We start from the raw sequence: 16,166 nt of genomic DNA, 5'->3' as shown, positions 1-16,166 counted from the left end.
CAATAAAGATGTTCTCGCGCTTGACGCGTAAGGGAGTAAAGAGTGTTTGAACTAAAGTCCGGTGCTCACAAACTACTACTCGATGAGCCCAAGGTAATGGGGATCCTCAATGTAACCCCGGATTCATTTTCCGATGGCGGCCGCTTTTCTTCCTTTGAACTGGCCTGCCGCCACGCCGACCAAATGGTGGCCGATGGCGCCGTGTTTATCGATATCGGCGGCGAGTCCACCCGGCCCGGAGCTGCCGATGTCAGCGTCGATGAGGAGCTTTCCCGGGTTGTTCCCTTGGTGGAGTATATTGTCGCCAAGTATCCCCAGATCTGGATCTCTTTGGATACCAGTAAAGCCGAAGTGATGCGCGCCGGTATCAATGCCGGCGCTCACCTTATCAATGATGTGCGGGCCTTGCAGGAGCCCGGCGCCCTACAAGCCGCTGCTGAGCTGCAGGTACCTGTATGCCTGATGCATATGCAAGGACAACCCAGAACCATGCAGAATGCGCCCCACTATGAGGATCTGCTTGCCGAGGTGAATGACTTCTTTGCCAAGCGCATTGAGGCCTGCATTGATGCGGGGATCGCCAGAGAGGCAATATTGCTGGATCCGGGTTTTGGATTTGGCAAGACGCTGGAACACAATTATCATCTGCTGGCTCATTTGCAAGAGCTGGCAAAATTTGATCTGCCTTTACTTATCGGACTGTCGCGAAAGAGTATGATAGGAAATCTGCTTGAGCGCAGTGTCGACAACAGATTGGCAGGTAGCCTGGCGGGCGCCATGTTGGCTGCTCAGCGGGGCGCACATATTATTCGGGTACATGATGTTGCAGAGACCAGCGATGTACTCAAGGTCATGGCAGCAACCAAGCAGTTTGGATAAAGACTGCGCCGTGACTTCATAGGTTTCAGGCCGGCGGGTCAGCCGGCATTAGGTTTACAGTATATAGAATAACCATTCAGAGATGGTTCTCAGTAGGAGTGAGCGTGAGAAAGTTTTTTGGTACGGACGGGATCCGCGGCAAGGTTGGAGCGGGCAAGATGACTCCGGAGCTGGCACTTAAGCTTGGCTGGGCTGCCGGTAGGGTCTTGTCCCGCAGTGGTACCCGTAAAGTGATTATAGGCAAGGATACCCGGATCTCAGGTTATCTGTTCGAGTCGGCGTTGGAAGCCGGCCTGTCTGCCGCCGGACTCAATGTGATGTTAATGGGGCCCATGCCGACGCCGGCAGTCGCCTACCTGACCCGAACATTCCGCGCCGAGGCGGGGGTCGTTATCAGTGCATCTCACAATCCCTACTATGACAACGGCATCAAGTTTTTCTCCACAGATGGCAGCAAGCTGGATGACGAACTGGAACTGGAGATTGAAGCCGAGCTGGAAAAACCTCTAGTTTGTGTTGAGTCGCACCTGCTGGGGAAAGTCTCCCGTATCGATGATGCCGCCGGTCGTTATATCGAATATTGCAAAGGTAACTTCCCGGCGGATCAAACCCTCGCCGGGCTCAAGATAGTGGTGGATTGTGCTCACGGCGCTACCTATCACATTGCTCCCAATGTGTTCCGCGAACTGGGCGCCGAGGTAGTGACCATAGGGGATAAACCCAATGGCATCAACATCAATGATCAGGTTGGCGCGACCTCCATGGCCAAGATTTGTGAGACCGTGGTCAGCGAAGGCGCCGATCTGGGTATCGCGCTCGATGGCGACGGTGACCGTATCATGATGGTCAATCGACAGGGTGAAGTGATAGACGGCGATCAGATCCTCTATATTCTTGCCTGCGACGCCCAAAAGCGCGGCATTCTTAAAGGCGGGGTTGTCGGTACCCTGATGTCCAATCTTGGACTCGAATTGGCACTCAAACAGCTCAATATCCCCTTTGCCCGTTCCAAAGTCGGCGACCGCTATGTAATGGAACTGCTGAAAGAGAAAGATTGGCGTATAGGGGGGGAGAACTCAGGCCATATCCTTAATCTGGATCATGGTACTACGGGTGATGGCATAGTGGCAGGTATTCTGGTGCTGGCGGCCATGCGTCGTCACAACGCCTCGCTGGACGAGTTGACTGAATCTATGAAGATGTTGCCTCAGGTCCTTATTAATGTTCGCTTTGAAGGCAACTCAGATCCGCTGGCATCACAACTGGTGAAAGACGCCCAGGCTCAGGTTGAGTCGCAACTTGGTGAGCGCGGCCGGGTACTGCTGCGTAAATCCGGTACTGAGCCTTTGATCCGGGTGATGGTGGAAGGGGACGATGAAGCTCAGGTGCGCGCCCATGCCGAAAGCATTGCCACCGCAGTCAAACAAGCGGTTTAAACTGGCCTTTTTTAGCTTAATCAAAGTAAAATTAATGACTTAAGCTGGAATTGTGAGCGATTTACTGAGTGCGAGCGCAAAAAGTAGCCGAACACACAGTAAATCGCAAAAATTCCGTAATCAGGTATTGTAAGTTAATAAGTGGTTCGCTATTATTCACGCCGCTTTCAGAGGAGATGGTGATGGCACTCAGACGTCCAATGGTAGCAGGCAACTGGAAAATGAATGGCAGCGCGCAGTTGGCGCAAGAGTTGTTCAAGAAGTTTGCCACCAAGCTACATAATGATTCTGTTGAAGTGGTTTTATGCCCACCAGCAATTTACCTGGAAAGCGTAAGGCAACTGCTCGAAACTAACAGAGAAACCCTGAACGGTTCTCTGGTTAGAATGGGGGCTCAAAACCTGAGTCAGCACGATTTTGGTGCCTACACAGGTGAAACCTCAGGGCGGATGCTGAAAGATGCCGGCTGTCGTTATGTGATAATCGGTCACTCGGAACGCCGCCGTATGTACGGTGAAACGAGTAATATAGTGGCAGAGAAATTTGCCGCAGCTCAAAAGCATGGTTTGACCCCGATACTTTGTGTCGGTGAATCGGGCCCGGCTCGTGAAGCAAGACGTACCTTCGAGGTGCTTGCCGAGGAGTTGGATGTGGTAATCGAAAAGAACGGTACCATGGCTTTTGATAATGCGATCATCGCCTATGAACCCCTTTGGGCTGTAGGGACAGGAAAGAGCGCAACACCGGAGCAGGCACAAGAAGTTCACGCGTTTATACGCAATCGCCTCTCTGAAGTGTCCCCTTATATCGGGGAAAACATCAGGATCTTGTACGGCGGCAGTGTCACACCGAGTAATGCTGCAGATTTATTCGCCCAACCTGATGTGGATGGTGGACTGATAGGCGGTGCTAGCTTAAACTCTACCGAATTCTTGAGTTTATGTACGATAGCAATGAGCGCTTAATATGAAAGAAGTACTGATGGTTATTTACTTGTTGGTAGCTTTGGGTCTGGTTGGACTCATCCTTATCCAGCAAGGCAAAGGGGCTGACATGGGCGCATCTTTTGGTGCCGGTGCTTCAGGAACCCTGTTCGGTTCAGCAGGTTCAGGTAACTTTCTGACCCGTACAACGGCGATTCTCGCTATCGCGTTTTTCACTCTCAGCCTGGTTATCGGCAACATGAGTGCACATCACGTGAAGCAGGAAACCAACATTATGGGGCCTGACGTAGAACAGACCCAACAGTCTGAGACCAAAATTCCAGACTAATACCGAATATGCCGAGGTGGTGAAATTGGTAGACGCGCAGCCTTGAGGTGGCTGTGACCTAACGGTCGTGCGGGTTCAAGTCCCGCTCTCGGCACCAATCTTTAACTGAGAAATGGAAGTGAAATTTTCCTCAGTTATTGCAAGTAAAAGCTGAAGTCAGTAAACTTGCAGCAGTTGACGCGGGGTGGAGCAGCTTGGTAGCTCGTCGGGCTCATAACCCGAAGGTCGTCGGTTCAAATCCGGCCCCCGCAACCAGCTCCCAGTGATGAATTGCGCTATTCTACAATTCATCCTGTTTACAGGTTCTTGAACATAATGACCTCGTGATTACGGGGTTTTTTGTTATCTGGGACTTTTAAATTTGCTGCCTTTTACGGCAGCTCAATACTGGGGCTATTAATAGCCCTTTTTTGTTTTTCGGGGGTTACCTTGGCAACATTAGAATCCAGACTCACAGAAATGCTTACTCCAGCAGTGGAAGGCTTAGGCTACCAGCTCTGGGGTATTGAATTTGTTAAGGCCGGCAAGCATTCAACCTTGCGGCTATTTATTGACAGTGAGAACGGCATTAATATTGAAGACTGTGCCAATGCCAGTCGTCAGGCGAGCGCCATTCTGGATGTCGAGGACCCTATCACTTCCGAATACACTCTGGAAGTTTCCTCTCCCGGTCTCGACAGGCCGCTGTTCACCTCTGAGCAATATGGTATGTACCTTGGAGAGGAAGCAAAGATTCAACTGACTATGCCGGTAGCGGGTAGTCGTAACTTAAAAGGTACCATCACTAAGGTGGAAGGGCAGATGCTCACCCTGACAGTGGATGGAAAAGACTTGATTATTGCCTTGGATAACATCCGTAAAGGCAACCTGATCGCTAAGTTTTGATGGTTTCAAGGTGAACGAGGCAAGACGATGAATAAAGATATTTTGCTGGTCGCTGAAGCGGTTTCCAACGAAAAGGCTGTACCGCGCGAAAAGATTTTCGAGGCGCTCGAAATTGCGCTGGCTACCGCAACCAAGAAAAAGTATGAAGGCGATATCGATGTTCGTGTTGCCATAGATCGCAAAACCGGCGACTACGAGACTTTTCGCCGCTGGTTGGTGGTTGATGATAACGGTGAAGCGTTGGAAAACCCTTACCGTGAAATCACTCTGGAAGCGGCTCGTTATGAGAACCCTGAGATCCAGCCTGGTGAGTTCATTGAGGATGAAATTGATTCGGTACAATTTGACCGTATCACCACTCAAACCGCCAAGCAGGTGATAGTACAGAAAGTCCGTGAAGCCGAGCGTGCCCAAATCGTCGAGCAGTTTATCGACAAAGAAGGTGATTTGGTTACCGGTGTGGTCAAAAAGAGCAACCGCGACAGCGTAGTGGTTGATCTCGGCAACAACGCAGATGGTGTGCTGTTCAAAGAAGATCTGATCTCCCGTGAGACTTTCCGTCCGGGTGACCGGGTACGTTCTCTGCTGTATGCAGTGCGTCCCGAGGCCCGTGGTGCTCAGTTGTTCCTGACTCGCACCAAGCCAGAGATGCTGATCGAATTGTTCCGTGTTGAAGTACCGGAAATTGCCGATGAGATGATCGAAGTGATGGGCGCCGCCCGTGACCCAGGTTCACGGGCCAAGATCGCCGTGAAATCAAACGATCGTCGTATCGACCCTATCGGTGCCTGCGTCGGTATGCGCGGAGCCCGGGTACAGGCCGTATCCAATGAGCTCGGTGGTGAGCGTGTTGACATAGTGCTTTGGGACGATAACCCGGCACAATTTGTTATCAACGCCATGGCACCGGCCGATGTGGCCTCAATTATTGTTGACGAAGATAACCACTCAATGGATATCGCCGTCGAAGCCGATAGTCTGGCACAAGCTATCGGCCGCAATGGTCAAAACGTTCGTTTGGCGACACAGCTGACCGGCTGGGTACTGAACGTGATGACAGTGGAAGACATGAACAAGAAACATCAGGCCGAAAGCGCCAAAGTGATGGAGCTGTTCATGGGTGCGTTGGATGTGGACGAAGATTTCGCCCAGGTGCTGGCCGACGAAGGATTCACCTCTCTGGAAGAGGTGGCTTATGTTCCTGTTTCCGAGCTGTTGGCCATCGAAGGATTTGATGAAGACATAGTTGCCGCATTGCGTGAGCGCGCCAAGGCTGCCTTGTCTACCCGTGCACTGGCATCCGAAGAAGCACTGGATGGTGCCGAACCGAGTGAAGAGTTGTTGTCCATGCCTGGAATGGAGCGCCACCTGGCCTACGTTCTGGCAAGCATGGGTGTGATAACTCTGGAAGATTTAGCCGAGCAAGGCATTGACGATTTGATCGAAATTGAAGAATTGACAGAAGAAAAAGCAGGTGAGCTCATCATGGCAGCCCGCAACATCTGTTGGTTTGGCGAAGAAGCATAGTCGATCAACAGGGGGATTTAACTGATGGCAGAGACAACAGTAGAGAAACTGTCCACTGAAGTGGGAAAAAGCGTAGAGCGATTGATCGAGCAGTTTTCCAAGGCCGGTATCAAGAAAGGCAAGAATGACAGTGTCACCGAGGCCGAGAAACAGCAACTGCTGGACTACCTGAAAAAGCAACATGGTGCGGACAGTGCGCCCACCAAGATGACATTACAGCGTAAAACCGTATCGACTCTGAGTGTCGCCGGCAGCGGCGGCCAGTCCAAAGACGTCAAAGTCGAAGTTCGCAAGAAGCGCACCTTTGTGAAGCGTGACCCGGCCGAATTGGCCCGTCAGGCGGAAGAGCAGGCCCGCGCAGAAGCCGAAGCCAAAGCTCAGGCGGAAGCCGAAGCGAAAGCCAAGGCCGAAGCTGAAGCCAAGGCCAAGGTAGAAGCCGAAGCGAAAGCCAAGGCGGAAGCCGAAGCCAAAGCAAAGGCTAAAGCGGCTCAGGATGCTGGCAAAGCCAAGGAAGAGGTTAAGGCCGATCCCAAGACCAGCGCCGAGCAGGAAGCTGCCCGTGTTGAAGCCGAGCGTTTGAAAGCGGCTCAGGCTGAAGCTGTTAAGCGCAAGGCCGATGAAGAAGCCGCCCGTGCGGCAGCTGAAGCCCGTCGCCTGGCTGAAGAGAATGAAAAGCGCTGGGCCGAAGAAGAGCGTCAGCGTCTTGAAGCCGAGAAGCGCAGCGATCACCATATCACCACCTCTAAAGTGGCCCGCGCCGCCGAAGATACCAGCGATATGGATGAGGAGAAGCGTGGTCGTCGTTCACGTCACAAGAGTGCCGGTAAGAAACGTACCAAGGACTCCCGTGACGGTCGCGAGCGCAACATCCGTAACCGTGCGCCTCAATCCATGAACCATGGCTTCAACAAGCCGGTTGCCGCGGTAAACCGCGATGTACGCATAGGTGAAACCATTACTGTGGCCGAGCTGGCCCAGAAGATGGCCATCAAAGCCACTGAAATCATCAAGACCATGATGAAGATGGGCTCTATGGTGACCATCAACCAGGTACTGGATCAGGAAACTGCCCAACTGGTTGCCGAGGAGATGGGCCATAAGGTTGTGCTTATCCGTGAAAACGAGCTGGAGCATCAAGTTCTGGCCGACCGTGACGGTGAAGATGTCAAACTGGAGCCACGTGCGCCGGTTGTGACCATCATGGGTCACGTTGACCACGGTAAGACCTCGCTGCTTGACTATATCCGTCGCACCAAGGTTGCGGCCGGTGAGGCCGGTGGTATTACCCAGCATATCGGTGCCTACCATGTAGAAACCGACAACGGCATGATCACCTTCCTGGATACTCCAGGCCACGCCGCGTTTACCGCTATGCGTGCCCGTGGTGCCAAGGCCACTGATATCGTGGTTCTGGTTGTGGCTGCCGATGACGGCGTAATGCCTCAGACCATTGAAGCTATCCAGCATGCCAAGGCCGGTGGTGTACCGCTGATCGTGGCAGTGAACAAGATGGATAAGCCCGAAGCCGATATCGACCGCGTCAAGAGCGAACTGTCTCAGCACGGCGTGATGTCGGAAGAGTGGGGCGGTGACAACATGTTTGTGTTCGTATCTGCCAAGACAGGTATGGGCGTGGACGAGCTGCTGGAAGGTATCTTGCTGCAAGCCGAGATCCTCGAGCTCAAAGCCGTACGTGACGGCATGGCTGCCGGTGTGGTTGTTGAGTCTCAGCTGGATAAGGGCCGTGGTCCTGTTGCTACCGTCCTGGTTCAGGAAGGTACTCTGCGTCAGGGCGATATCGTTTTGTGTGGTCTGGAGTACGGTAAGATCCGTGCCATGAAGGATGAAAACGGTAAGAGCATCACTGAAGCCGGTCCGTCGATTCCGGTTGAGATCCTGGGTCTGTCCGGGGTGCCTTCTGCCGGTGACGAAGCGACTGTTGTTCGTGACGAGCGTAAGGCCCGTGAAGTCGCCCTGTATCGTCAGGGTAAGTTCCGCGACATCAAGCTGGCGCGTCAGCAGAAGTCCAAGCTGGAAAACATGTTTGCCAACATGACCGAAGGCGAAGTGAAAGAGCTGAATATTGTGCTCAAGTCCGACGTACAGGGTTCTTTGGAAGCCATCGTCGACTCGCTGACCCGTCTGTCTACCGAAGAAGTGAAAGTGAACATCATAGCCAGTGGCGTAGGTGCACTGACCGAGACAGATGCGACTCTGGCAGCGGCGTCCAACGCCATCATGGTGGGCTTCAACGTCCGTGCTGACGCTCAGGCCCGTAAGACCATCGAAAGTGAGAGTGTGGATTTGCGTTACTACAGCGTAATCTATGACCTCATCGACGAAGTCAAGTCGGCCATGAGCGGTATGCTTTCTCCTGAATTCAAGCAGGAGATCATTGGTCTGGCTGAAGTGCGTGATGTGTTCAAGTCACCTAAACTGGGTGCAATCGCCGGTTGTATGGTGACCGAAGGTATCGTTAAGCGCAGTGCACCTATCCGGGTTCTGCGTGAGAACGTGGTTATCTATGAAGGTGAGCTTGAGTCTCTGCGTCGCTTTAAAGATGACGTTAGTGAAGTTCGCAATGGCATGGAATGTGGTATCGGCGTGAAGAACTACAATGATGTTCGCGTAGGCGACCAGATTGAGGTGTTCGAAACCGTCGAGGTTGCCCGTACCCTGTAACGACAACATCGAAAAGGGCGGCTGAGGCCGCCCTTGTTGATTTTGGGGAAGAATACTATGGCAAAAGAATTTAGTCGTACCCGGCGTATCGCCCAGCAACTGCAACAGGAGCTGGCGCAGGTACTGCAGCGTGATATGAAAGATCCTCGTGTAGGCATGGTCACTGTCAATGACGTGGAAGTCTCACGGGATCTGAGTTATGCAAAGGTGTTTGTCACCTTCTTTGAAGAAGACCCTGTCAAGGTCGACGAAAAGCTCGCTGCACTCAACAAGGCAGCGCCTTATGCCCGCACCCTGGTTGCCGGCAGAATGAAACTTAGGGTGATGCCTGAGCTGAGATTTGTCTATGACAAGTCTCTGGTCGAGGGGATGAGAATGTCCAACCTGGTGACCGAGGTCATCAACCAGGACAAGGCCAAGCAGCAGACCTTTGGCACCGAGTCTCAAGACAAGGATGAGGAAAACAACTGATGGCGCGTCGTCCCAAAGGCCGTTTGGTCGATGGTATCGTCCTGTTGGATAAAGACACTGGCATGAGTTCCAACTTTGCCCTGCAAAGGGTAAAGCGGATCTACAACGCCGCCAAGGCCGGCCATACCGGCGCGTTGGATCCTCTGGCGACAGGTATGCTGCCCATCTGTCTTGGCGAAGCCACCAAGTTTTCCCAGCACCTGTTGGATGCCGATAAACGCTATCTGGTGACAGCCAAGCTTGGAGAGCGCACTGATACCAGCGATTCTGACGGTGAAGTGGTACAAACCCGGCCGGTTGAGTTTTCCATGACTCAACTGGAAGTGGCGCTGGAGCATTTTCGCGGCGATAGCATGCAGGTGCCTTCCATGTACTCGGCGCTCAAGTATCAGGGTCAACCCTTGTACAAGTACGCCCGGGAAGGCAAGGAAGTGCCCCGCGAAGCCAGGCCTATTCATGTCTATGAGCTCAAGTTCATTTCTTTGGAGAATGACGAGCTGACGCTGGATATTCACTGCTCCAAGGGTACGTATATTCGCACTATCGTAGACGACTTGGGCGAAATGCTTGGCTGCGGTGCCCATGTGATCATGCTGCGCCGTACTCAGGTGGCGGGTTATCCCTATGAGCGTATGGTTAGTCTGGCACAGCTTGAAGCCTTGCTGGAACAGGCCATGACCGAAGAGCGGGTGCCTTCCGAGCTGTTGGACCCTTTGCTGCTTCCCATGGACACTGCGGTTGCCGACCTTCCCGAGTGCAATGTACCCGATGCCATGGCCGGATATCTGCTTAATGGTAACCCGGTGCGGGTCGCCAAGCTGGAAGCCGATACCCTGGTGCGGATCACCTTGGGTGACAGCAAGCGCTTTATCGGTGTTGGTATGATGAATGACGATGGTTTGTTGGCTCCCAAGCGTTTGGTAGTGTTGCCTGAGGCAAAAAGCTGAGCTTGACTTGCGATCTACGGCCCTTGAGGTTATTATGTCGCGCCCTTGGCTGAGTTAGTGATCGGCTGGGGAAACAATCAAGACTATTTTGGAGAGACACATGTCACTAAGTACTGAAGCGAAAGCGAAAATCCTGGCTGAATTCGGCCGTGGCGAAAACGACACTGGTTCTACTGAAGTTCAGGTTGCACTGTTGACTGCTCAGATCAACCACCTGCAAGACCACTTCAAAGAGCACACTCACGATCACCACTCACGTCGTGGTCTGCTGCGTATGGTTAGCTCTCGTCGTAAGCTGCTGGCTTACCTGAAGCGTACCGACGTTGCTCGTTATACCGCTCTGATCCAGAAGCTGGGTCTGCGTCGCTAATCGCGAACTGTACCAAAAGAAGAGGAGGCCCAGGCCTCCTTTTTTTGTATCTGCAATTTGGGGCAAACTTATTGAAATCAAGCCCTTTTCTGTGCGCTTTCGTCCTAACCTGTCTTTAAAAATTCTACCTAGGCATTCTCTTTGAGCACGGGCTTTTCAGAGTGAGTGAATGCAGCGAAGCTTATCGGCTCAAGCTCAGCTTAGTTGGCCATCCAACTCCAGGATCCTGGCGTTATTCGGGATGATGTACTTGGCCTCAAACTCTTCCAGTGACAGCGGCTGACTGAAATAGAAGCCTTGACCTATGGCGCAGTGATTTTGCTTCAGCCACTCAAGTTGCTGCTCGTTCTCTATGCCTTCGGCGACAATTTTCAGATCCAGTTGCCGTCCCAACATCAAAATAGTGGAAGCTATTGCGCTCTCATGGGGCAGATCGGTCACGAAACAGCGGTCAATCTTCATGGTGGTGATTGGCAAGTGTCTCAGATAGGAAAGGGATGAGTAACCTGTACCGAAGTCATCGACTGCAATACCGAACCCTGCGGATTTAAGTTGCTCCAGCTTGCTGATTGCCAACTCAATATCATTCATCAGCGAGGTCTCGGTGATCTCCACTTCCAGCAATTCAGGCTTTATCTGATAGCGCAGCGCCATCTGTTTGATATCCGGTACCAGGCTGGCGTCAGCAAACTGCTGTGAGGCAACGTTGACGGCGATAGGAGTGCTGAAGTTATAGCGTTTTTGCCAGCGGCGCAGCACCCGGCAGCTTTGTTCTATGACCCAGCGGCCGATAGGGATGATGATCCCGGTTTCTTCCGCCACGGGAATAAACGACATGGGGCTTATCAGGCGGCCGTCTTTTTGCCAGCGGATCAGCGCCTCACATCCCATCAACTCGCCGGTCTCTATATTGACCTTAGGCTGAAAGTGCAACAGGAATTCGTTGTTACGAATGGCATCGTGCAGGGAGGCTTCGGTGCGCAGTCTCACCGCCGCTCGCTCTGTCATCTGTTGCTTGAAGAAAGCCCATTGGTTGGAACCGGCGGCCTTGGCACTGTACATGGCGATATCGGCATGACGAATAAGGTCTTCGGCGCTCAGACCATCTTCGGGGTAGATGGAGATACCTATGGAAGCGGCCGGGTGAATGGCATGTTCGTTGAGCTGCACCGGAGTATTGAGCTGGACCAGCAACTTGTCGACAAAGTCGGCGGCCTGGGTCGGTGATTGGATTTCATCGGCCAGGATCACAAACTCATCGCCGCCGAGACGGGCCACTGTGCCCTTGTCACCGACCACCCGTTCCAAAATGCGGGCGATTCTTGCCAGAAACTGATCGCCTACCGCATGACCCAGGGAATCGTTGACGTTTTTGAACCTATCGAGGTCGATAAACAGTAGGCTGAAGTTACGTCTGTGCACCCTGGCGCGTTGAATGGTGACGGCTATGGTTTCAAGTAGCAAGGTACGGTTGGGCAGGCCGGTGAGTGGATCCCGGGTCGCCATTTTACGCAGCTTGCTTTGGGTCTGGCTGAACTGTTTGAGGATCTGGTTGAACTTGGAGGTAACCAGCCCCAATTCGTCATCTTTGTGGTTGGCCGATACCGGCAGCATGTTTTCATCCGGTGATTCCGGGTCAATTTTGTCTATCGCCTCGCTGATACGGGCGATAGGCTGAGTCAGAAAACGGTGAAACACTATGGACAGCACCAGAGTCAGAAACAACGCCCTGGCCAGGGTGGCGGCAAAACTGAACTGCAACTGGCTTATAAGGCTTTGGGTCAGCTCTCGGGTATCATAATTGATAGTGAGCGTGCCTATCAGTTGCTCTTTTTGCGCACCTTCAAAATAAAAGGGCCGTTGCAGTGGCCTTGATATCTGCTTGAGATCGCCAAACAGTTTGAGACTGATATCCCCGAAAGTATCTGAGGGCTCCGGGCGGCTGCTGCCGAGATTCACGAATAGAGAGTTGTCGTCCAGAGTGATCTTGGCCGAACCGACATGGTCTACCTTCATCACCCCTTCAAGGGTTTGCCGGGCCAGATTATCATCCAGCGCCCAGACCGCATTGGCGGCAGGCTGCTCCACAGAATCGAGCAACTCCTGCTGGCTGCTGATCAAGGACTGCCTTTCTGTAGTCACCACAATCAAAATTTCGATGATAAAAATGGCAACGGCAAAGAATAGCGCAGTGAAAACCACCAGATTGGTTTGCTTCCAGGTGAGTGATTTGAACCTGGCAGTATTCATCTGCCTCTTCCTGCTTTGTAGTCGAATTCTATATTCAAGGCTAGTCCAAATTGGTAGCAATGCAGCAACTTGTGGTTGATATAGTCCACTTTAGAAAAAAGAAGCGCCTTTGTCATCATCTGGCACTCTTTATCTATTCAAGATGTTTGCAGTATACTTACGCGCGAAATTCAAGGTTATTAAATTAAGGAATGGGTCAAGTGAATCCTATTGTAAAAAGTTTTGAGTATGGTCAACACACAGTCACTCTGGAAACAGGGGTTATTGCACGCCAAGCCGATGCAGCCGTTCTGGCCAGCATGGGCGATACTACAGTTCTGGTGACTGTGGTTGGCAAGAAAGAAGCAGACCCAAGCCGTGACTTCTTCCCGCTGACTGTTAACTATCAGGAAAAGACTTACGCAGCCGGTAAGATCCCTGGTGGTTTCTTCAAGCGTGAAGGTCGACCATCTGAAGATGAAACACTGATCGCCCGCCTGATTGACCGTCCTATCCGTCCACTGTTCCCTGACGGCTTCACCAACGAAGTCCAAGTGATCATCACTGTGGTTTCTGTTGATCCACAGATCGAGCCAGACATTGTGGCCATGATAGGTACCTCTGCTGCTTTGGCTATTTCCGGTATTCCATTCAATGGTCCTCTGGGTGCGGCACGTGTCGGTTACATCAATGGCGAGTACGTGCTGAATCCTGGTGCAGAGCTGCGTGAAAACAGCCAGCTGGATCTGGTTGTTGCCGGTACTCAGAGCGCCGTGCTCATGGTGGAGTCTGAAGCCAAGGCCCTGCCTGAAGAAGTGATGCTGGGCGCCGTGGTATACGGTCACGAGCAGCAGCAGGTGGTGGTTAATGCCATCAATGAACTCAAGGCCGAAGCCGGTAAGCCTGCTTGGGACTGGACAGCTCCTGTTGCCAACGAAGAGCTGGTTGCCAAGGTTAAGGCGCTGGCCGAAGAAGGTCTTACCGCCGCTTACCAGATCATCGCCAAGCATGAGCGTCGCGATGCGGTAGTTGAAGTCAAGAAAGCCGCTATCGAAAAGCTGCTCGAGGAAAACCCTGAGCTGGATCAGCGTGAGCTGGACGGCCTGCTGGGTAGCCTGGAGAAGAAAGTGGTTCGTAGCCGCATCATCAAAGGTATGCCTCGTATCGATGGTCGTGAGCCTGATATGGTGCGTGCCCTGTCTGTGATGGCCGGCGTGCTGCCACGTACTCACGGTAGCGCCCTGTTTACCCGTGGTGAAACTCAGGCTCTGGTGACCTGTACTCTGGGTACCGAACGTGATGCGCAGAAGATTGACTCTATCATGGGCGAGCGTACCAACCGCTTCATGCTGCACTATAACTTCCCTCCATACTCTGTCGGTGAAACCGGCATGGTGGGTTCACCAAAGCGTCGTGAAATCGGTCACGGTAAGCTGGCATGGCGTGGTATCAACGCAGTAATGCCTTCTGCCGAAGAATTCCCATATAGCGTGCGCGTAGTATCTGAAATCACTGAATCCAACGGCTCCAGCTCTATGGCGTCTGTGTGTGGTACTTCTCTGGCGCTGATGGATGCCGGTGTACCTATCAAGACTTCTGTTGCCGGTATCGCCATGGGGCTGGTGAAAGAAGGTGATGACTTCGTCGTACTGTCTGACATTCTGGGCGATGAAGATCACCTGGGTGATATGGACTTTAAAGTGGCCGGTACCCGTGATGGTGTAACCGCACTGCAGATGGATATCAAGATTGAAGGTATCACCAAGGAGATCATGGAAATTGCGCTGCAGCAAGCCTATGGTGCCCGTGTGCATATCCTTAATGTAATGGATCAGGCCATTGGCTCTGCCCGTGACGATATCTCCGACCATGCTCCACGTATCACTACCATCAAGATCAACCCTGAGAAGATCCGTGAAGTGATAGGTAAGGGCGGTGCAACTATCCGTGCACTGACCGAAGAGACAGGTACCACTATCGAGTTGGAAGACGACGGCACTGTGAAGATTGCTTCAAACAATGCCGATGCCACCAAGGAAGCTATCCGCCGCATCGAAGAGATCACCTCTGAAGTGGAAGTGGGTCGCATCTACAAGGGTAAAGTTATCCGCATCGTTGACTTCGGTGCCTTCGTTAACATACTGCCCGGTAAAGATGGCCTGGTACACATCTCTCAAATCGCTGAAGAGCGTGTGGCCAATGTATCCGACTACCTGCAACTGAACCAGGAAGTTACCGTTAAGGTAATGGAAGTGGATCGTCAGGGCCGTGTGCGTCTGTCTATCAAGGAAGCACAACAAGCCGCTCCAGAAGCAGCCGAGTAAGCTTTCATAGCATGAGAAAAGGAGACCTTGGGGTCTCCTTTTTTATTGCCACCACTTAAATTATCTTGGATTTGCCACTGCGGCTTGATAGCGTAGGCACTGCTGTATTGCTATGATTGAGCCTGCATTGGGATATGACAAAGGAAGGATTGGATGAGTTTTAATCTGCGCGCCGCTGTGTTTTCTGTACTGGCCGGAGCCAGTTTGCTGACTTCGGGATGCGCTTCCCTGCCGGCGTCTGAAGCCAACAGTGAATTGTTGGTCGCCCCTGTCTTGCCGGACTATAAGTTGGAAGTCACTCTGGCAAAACTCAACGAAATCCTGGCCAGAGCAGAGCTGACCACAGAGCAACGCGCCCGTTTTCATTATGATCGCGGCGTTATATACGACAGCGTAGGCTTGAGGATCCTCGGACGTATCGATTTCCATCAGGCGCTGAAATTGCAACCGGATTTGGCCGATGCCTATAACTTCCTCGGTATCTATTACACCCAGGAAGGTGAGTTTGAAAGTGCCTACGAGGCGTTTGATGCGGTTCTTGAGTTATCGCCTGAATATGATTATGCCTTTCTCAATCGCGGAATTGCCCTCTACTATGGCGATCGCAAAGAGCTTGCTGCCAAAGACATGGAAAGCTTTTACCTCAAGGATGAAAGCGATGGTTACCGGGCGCTGTGGCTATATCTGACCGAGTATGAACTCTCACCCCAGGAAGCGCTGGCAAGGCTGCAGTTCAACCGCACCCGTCTGGATGACAATGCCTGGGCGACTGTGCTGGTCGACTATTATCTGGGCGCGGTTGATGAGTCCCAGGTGTTTGCCATGGCCAAGAGTGGCCTGACTCACCCCAAAGAATATGCCGAGCGCTTGTGTGAAGCCTATTTCTATTTGGCCAAGGTGGCGACCGAGCAAGGCCATAAGGATAAGGCGGCCGATTATCTGCGCCTGGCGCTGGCTACCAATATCTATGATTTTGTCGAGCACAGATATGCCAGAATGGAACTGGCATTGCTGGAGCAAACGCCGCAACCTGTACAACAGACAGCTAACTGATCTGCCTTTATCTGACAATCAAAGGCCTTGCCTAGCCAAGGCCTGAGTGAGGCGCTATAATTTGCGCCTTTTTCAAGCGTCATAAGTGTAC

The 16,166-nt window shown here is 52.4% G+C and carries 13 protein-coding genes and 2 tRNA genes; 14 read left to right on the top strand and 1 reads right to left on the bottom strand.

Annotated elements, in window-relative coordinates:
- Nucleotides 1-42 precede the first annotated feature (42 nt).
- From folP to rpsO, 12 genes are all read left to right on the top strand, one after another.
- Complete coding sequence (folP, locus tag HCX89_RS03885; protein ID WP_167715105.1) at nucleotides 43-879, top strand: dihydropteroate synthase; 837 nt, start codon at nucleotides 43-45, stop codon at nucleotides 877-879.
- A 98-nt stretch (nucleotides 880-977) separates the two neighbouring features.
- On the top strand, nucleotides 978-2,315 hold the full coding sequence (gene glmM, locus HCX89_RS03880) for a phosphoglucosamine mutase (protein ID WP_167715103.1): 1,338 nt from the start codon (nucleotides 978-980) through the stop codon (nucleotides 2,313-2,315).
- A 182-nt stretch (nucleotides 2,316-2,497) separates the two neighbouring features.
- The gene (tpiA, locus tag HCX89_RS03875) at nucleotides 2,498-3,280 is read left to right on the top strand and encodes a triose-phosphate isomerase (RefSeq protein WP_025009931.1); all 783 of its coding nucleotides are present in this window, start codon (nucleotides 2,498-2,500) and stop codon (nucleotides 3,278-3,280) included.
- A gap of 1 nt (nucleotide 3,281) precedes the next feature.
- Nucleotides 3,282-3,587, top strand: a complete 306-nt coding sequence (secG, locus tag HCX89_RS03870) for a preprotein translocase subunit SecG (RefSeq protein ID WP_025009932.1) — start codon at nucleotides 3,282-3,284, stop codon at nucleotides 3,585-3,587.
- Between the two features lie 10 nt (nucleotides 3,588-3,597).
- A tRNA-Leu gene (locus tag HCX89_RS03865) sits at nucleotides 3,598-3,684 on the top strand.
- Between the two features lie 81 nt (nucleotides 3,685-3,765).
- A tRNA-Met gene (locus HCX89_RS03860) sits at nucleotides 3,766-3,842 on the top strand.
- 174 nt (nucleotides 3,843-4,016) lie between these two features.
- The gene (rimP, locus tag HCX89_RS03855; RefSeq protein ID WP_025887922.1) at nucleotides 4,017-4,472 is read left to right on the top strand and encodes a ribosome maturation factor RimP; all 456 of its coding nucleotides are present in this window, start codon (nucleotides 4,017-4,019) and stop codon (nucleotides 4,470-4,472) included.
- Between the two features lie 27 nt (nucleotides 4,473-4,499).
- Entirely contained in the window at nucleotides 4,500-5,999 is a 1,500-nt protein-coding gene (gene nusA / locus HCX89_RS03850) for a transcription termination factor NusA (RefSeq protein ID WP_028780659.1), read from the top strand.
- A gap of 24 nt (nucleotides 6,000-6,023) precedes the next feature.
- The gene (infB, locus tag HCX89_RS03845) at nucleotides 6,024-8,681 is read left to right on the top strand and encodes a translation initiation factor IF-2 (protein ID WP_025887923.1); all 2,658 of its coding nucleotides are present in this window, start codon (nucleotides 6,024-6,026) and stop codon (nucleotides 8,679-8,681) included.
- A gap of 57 nt (nucleotides 8,682-8,738) precedes the next feature.
- On the top strand, nucleotides 8,739-9,152 hold the full coding sequence (gene rbfA / locus HCX89_RS03840) for a 30S ribosome-binding factor RbfA (RefSeq protein ID WP_025009934.1): 414 nt from the start codon (nucleotides 8,739-8,741) through the stop codon (nucleotides 9,150-9,152).
- On the top strand, nucleotides 9,152-10,099 hold the full coding sequence (gene truB, locus HCX89_RS03835) for a tRNA pseudouridine(55) synthase TruB (protein ID WP_144218558.1): 948 nt from the start codon (nucleotides 9,152-9,154) through the stop codon (nucleotides 10,097-10,099). Before rbfA ends, truB begins: the two co-directional genes overlap by 1 nt.
- 100 nt (nucleotides 10,100-10,199) lie before the next feature.
- Nucleotides 10,200-10,469, top strand: coding sequence for a 30S ribosomal protein S15 (rpsO, locus tag HCX89_RS03830; protein WP_025009936.1), 270 nt, complete (start codon nucleotides 10,200-10,202; stop codon nucleotides 10,467-10,469).
- Nucleotides 10,470-10,664: 195 nt separating this feature from the next.
- Here rpsO and HCX89_RS03825 read toward each other — a convergent pair whose 3' ends face one another.
- A complete protein-coding gene (locus tag HCX89_RS03825; protein ID WP_044733930.1) occupies nucleotides 10,665-12,719 on the bottom strand; it encodes an EAL domain-containing protein in 2,055 nt (684 codons plus the stop codon).
- Between the two features lie 200 nt (nucleotides 12,720-12,919).
- Between HCX89_RS03825 and pnp the strand changes: the two genes are divergently transcribed.
- Nucleotides 12,920-15,022, top strand: coding sequence for a polyribonucleotide nucleotidyltransferase (pnp, locus tag HCX89_RS03820; protein WP_025009937.1), 2,103 nt, complete (start codon nucleotides 12,920-12,922; stop codon nucleotides 15,020-15,022).
- Nucleotides 15,023-15,175: 153 nt separating this feature from the next.
- A complete protein-coding gene (nlpI, locus tag HCX89_RS03815) occupies nucleotides 15,176-16,075 on the top strand; it encodes a lipoprotein NlpI (RefSeq protein ID WP_028780654.1) in 900 nt (299 codons plus the stop codon).
- The last annotated feature ends 91 nt before the right edge of the window (nucleotides 16,076-16,166 follow it).

Origin of the sequence: Shewanella sp. Iso12 (assembly GCF_012030025.1) — a bacterium.
Lineage (GTDB): Bacteria > Pseudomonadota > Gammaproteobacteria > Enterobacterales > Shewanellaceae > Shewanella > Shewanella algae.
Note: the sequence above shows the minus strand (reverse complement) of the source record. Positions and strands in the feature narration are given on the sequence as shown.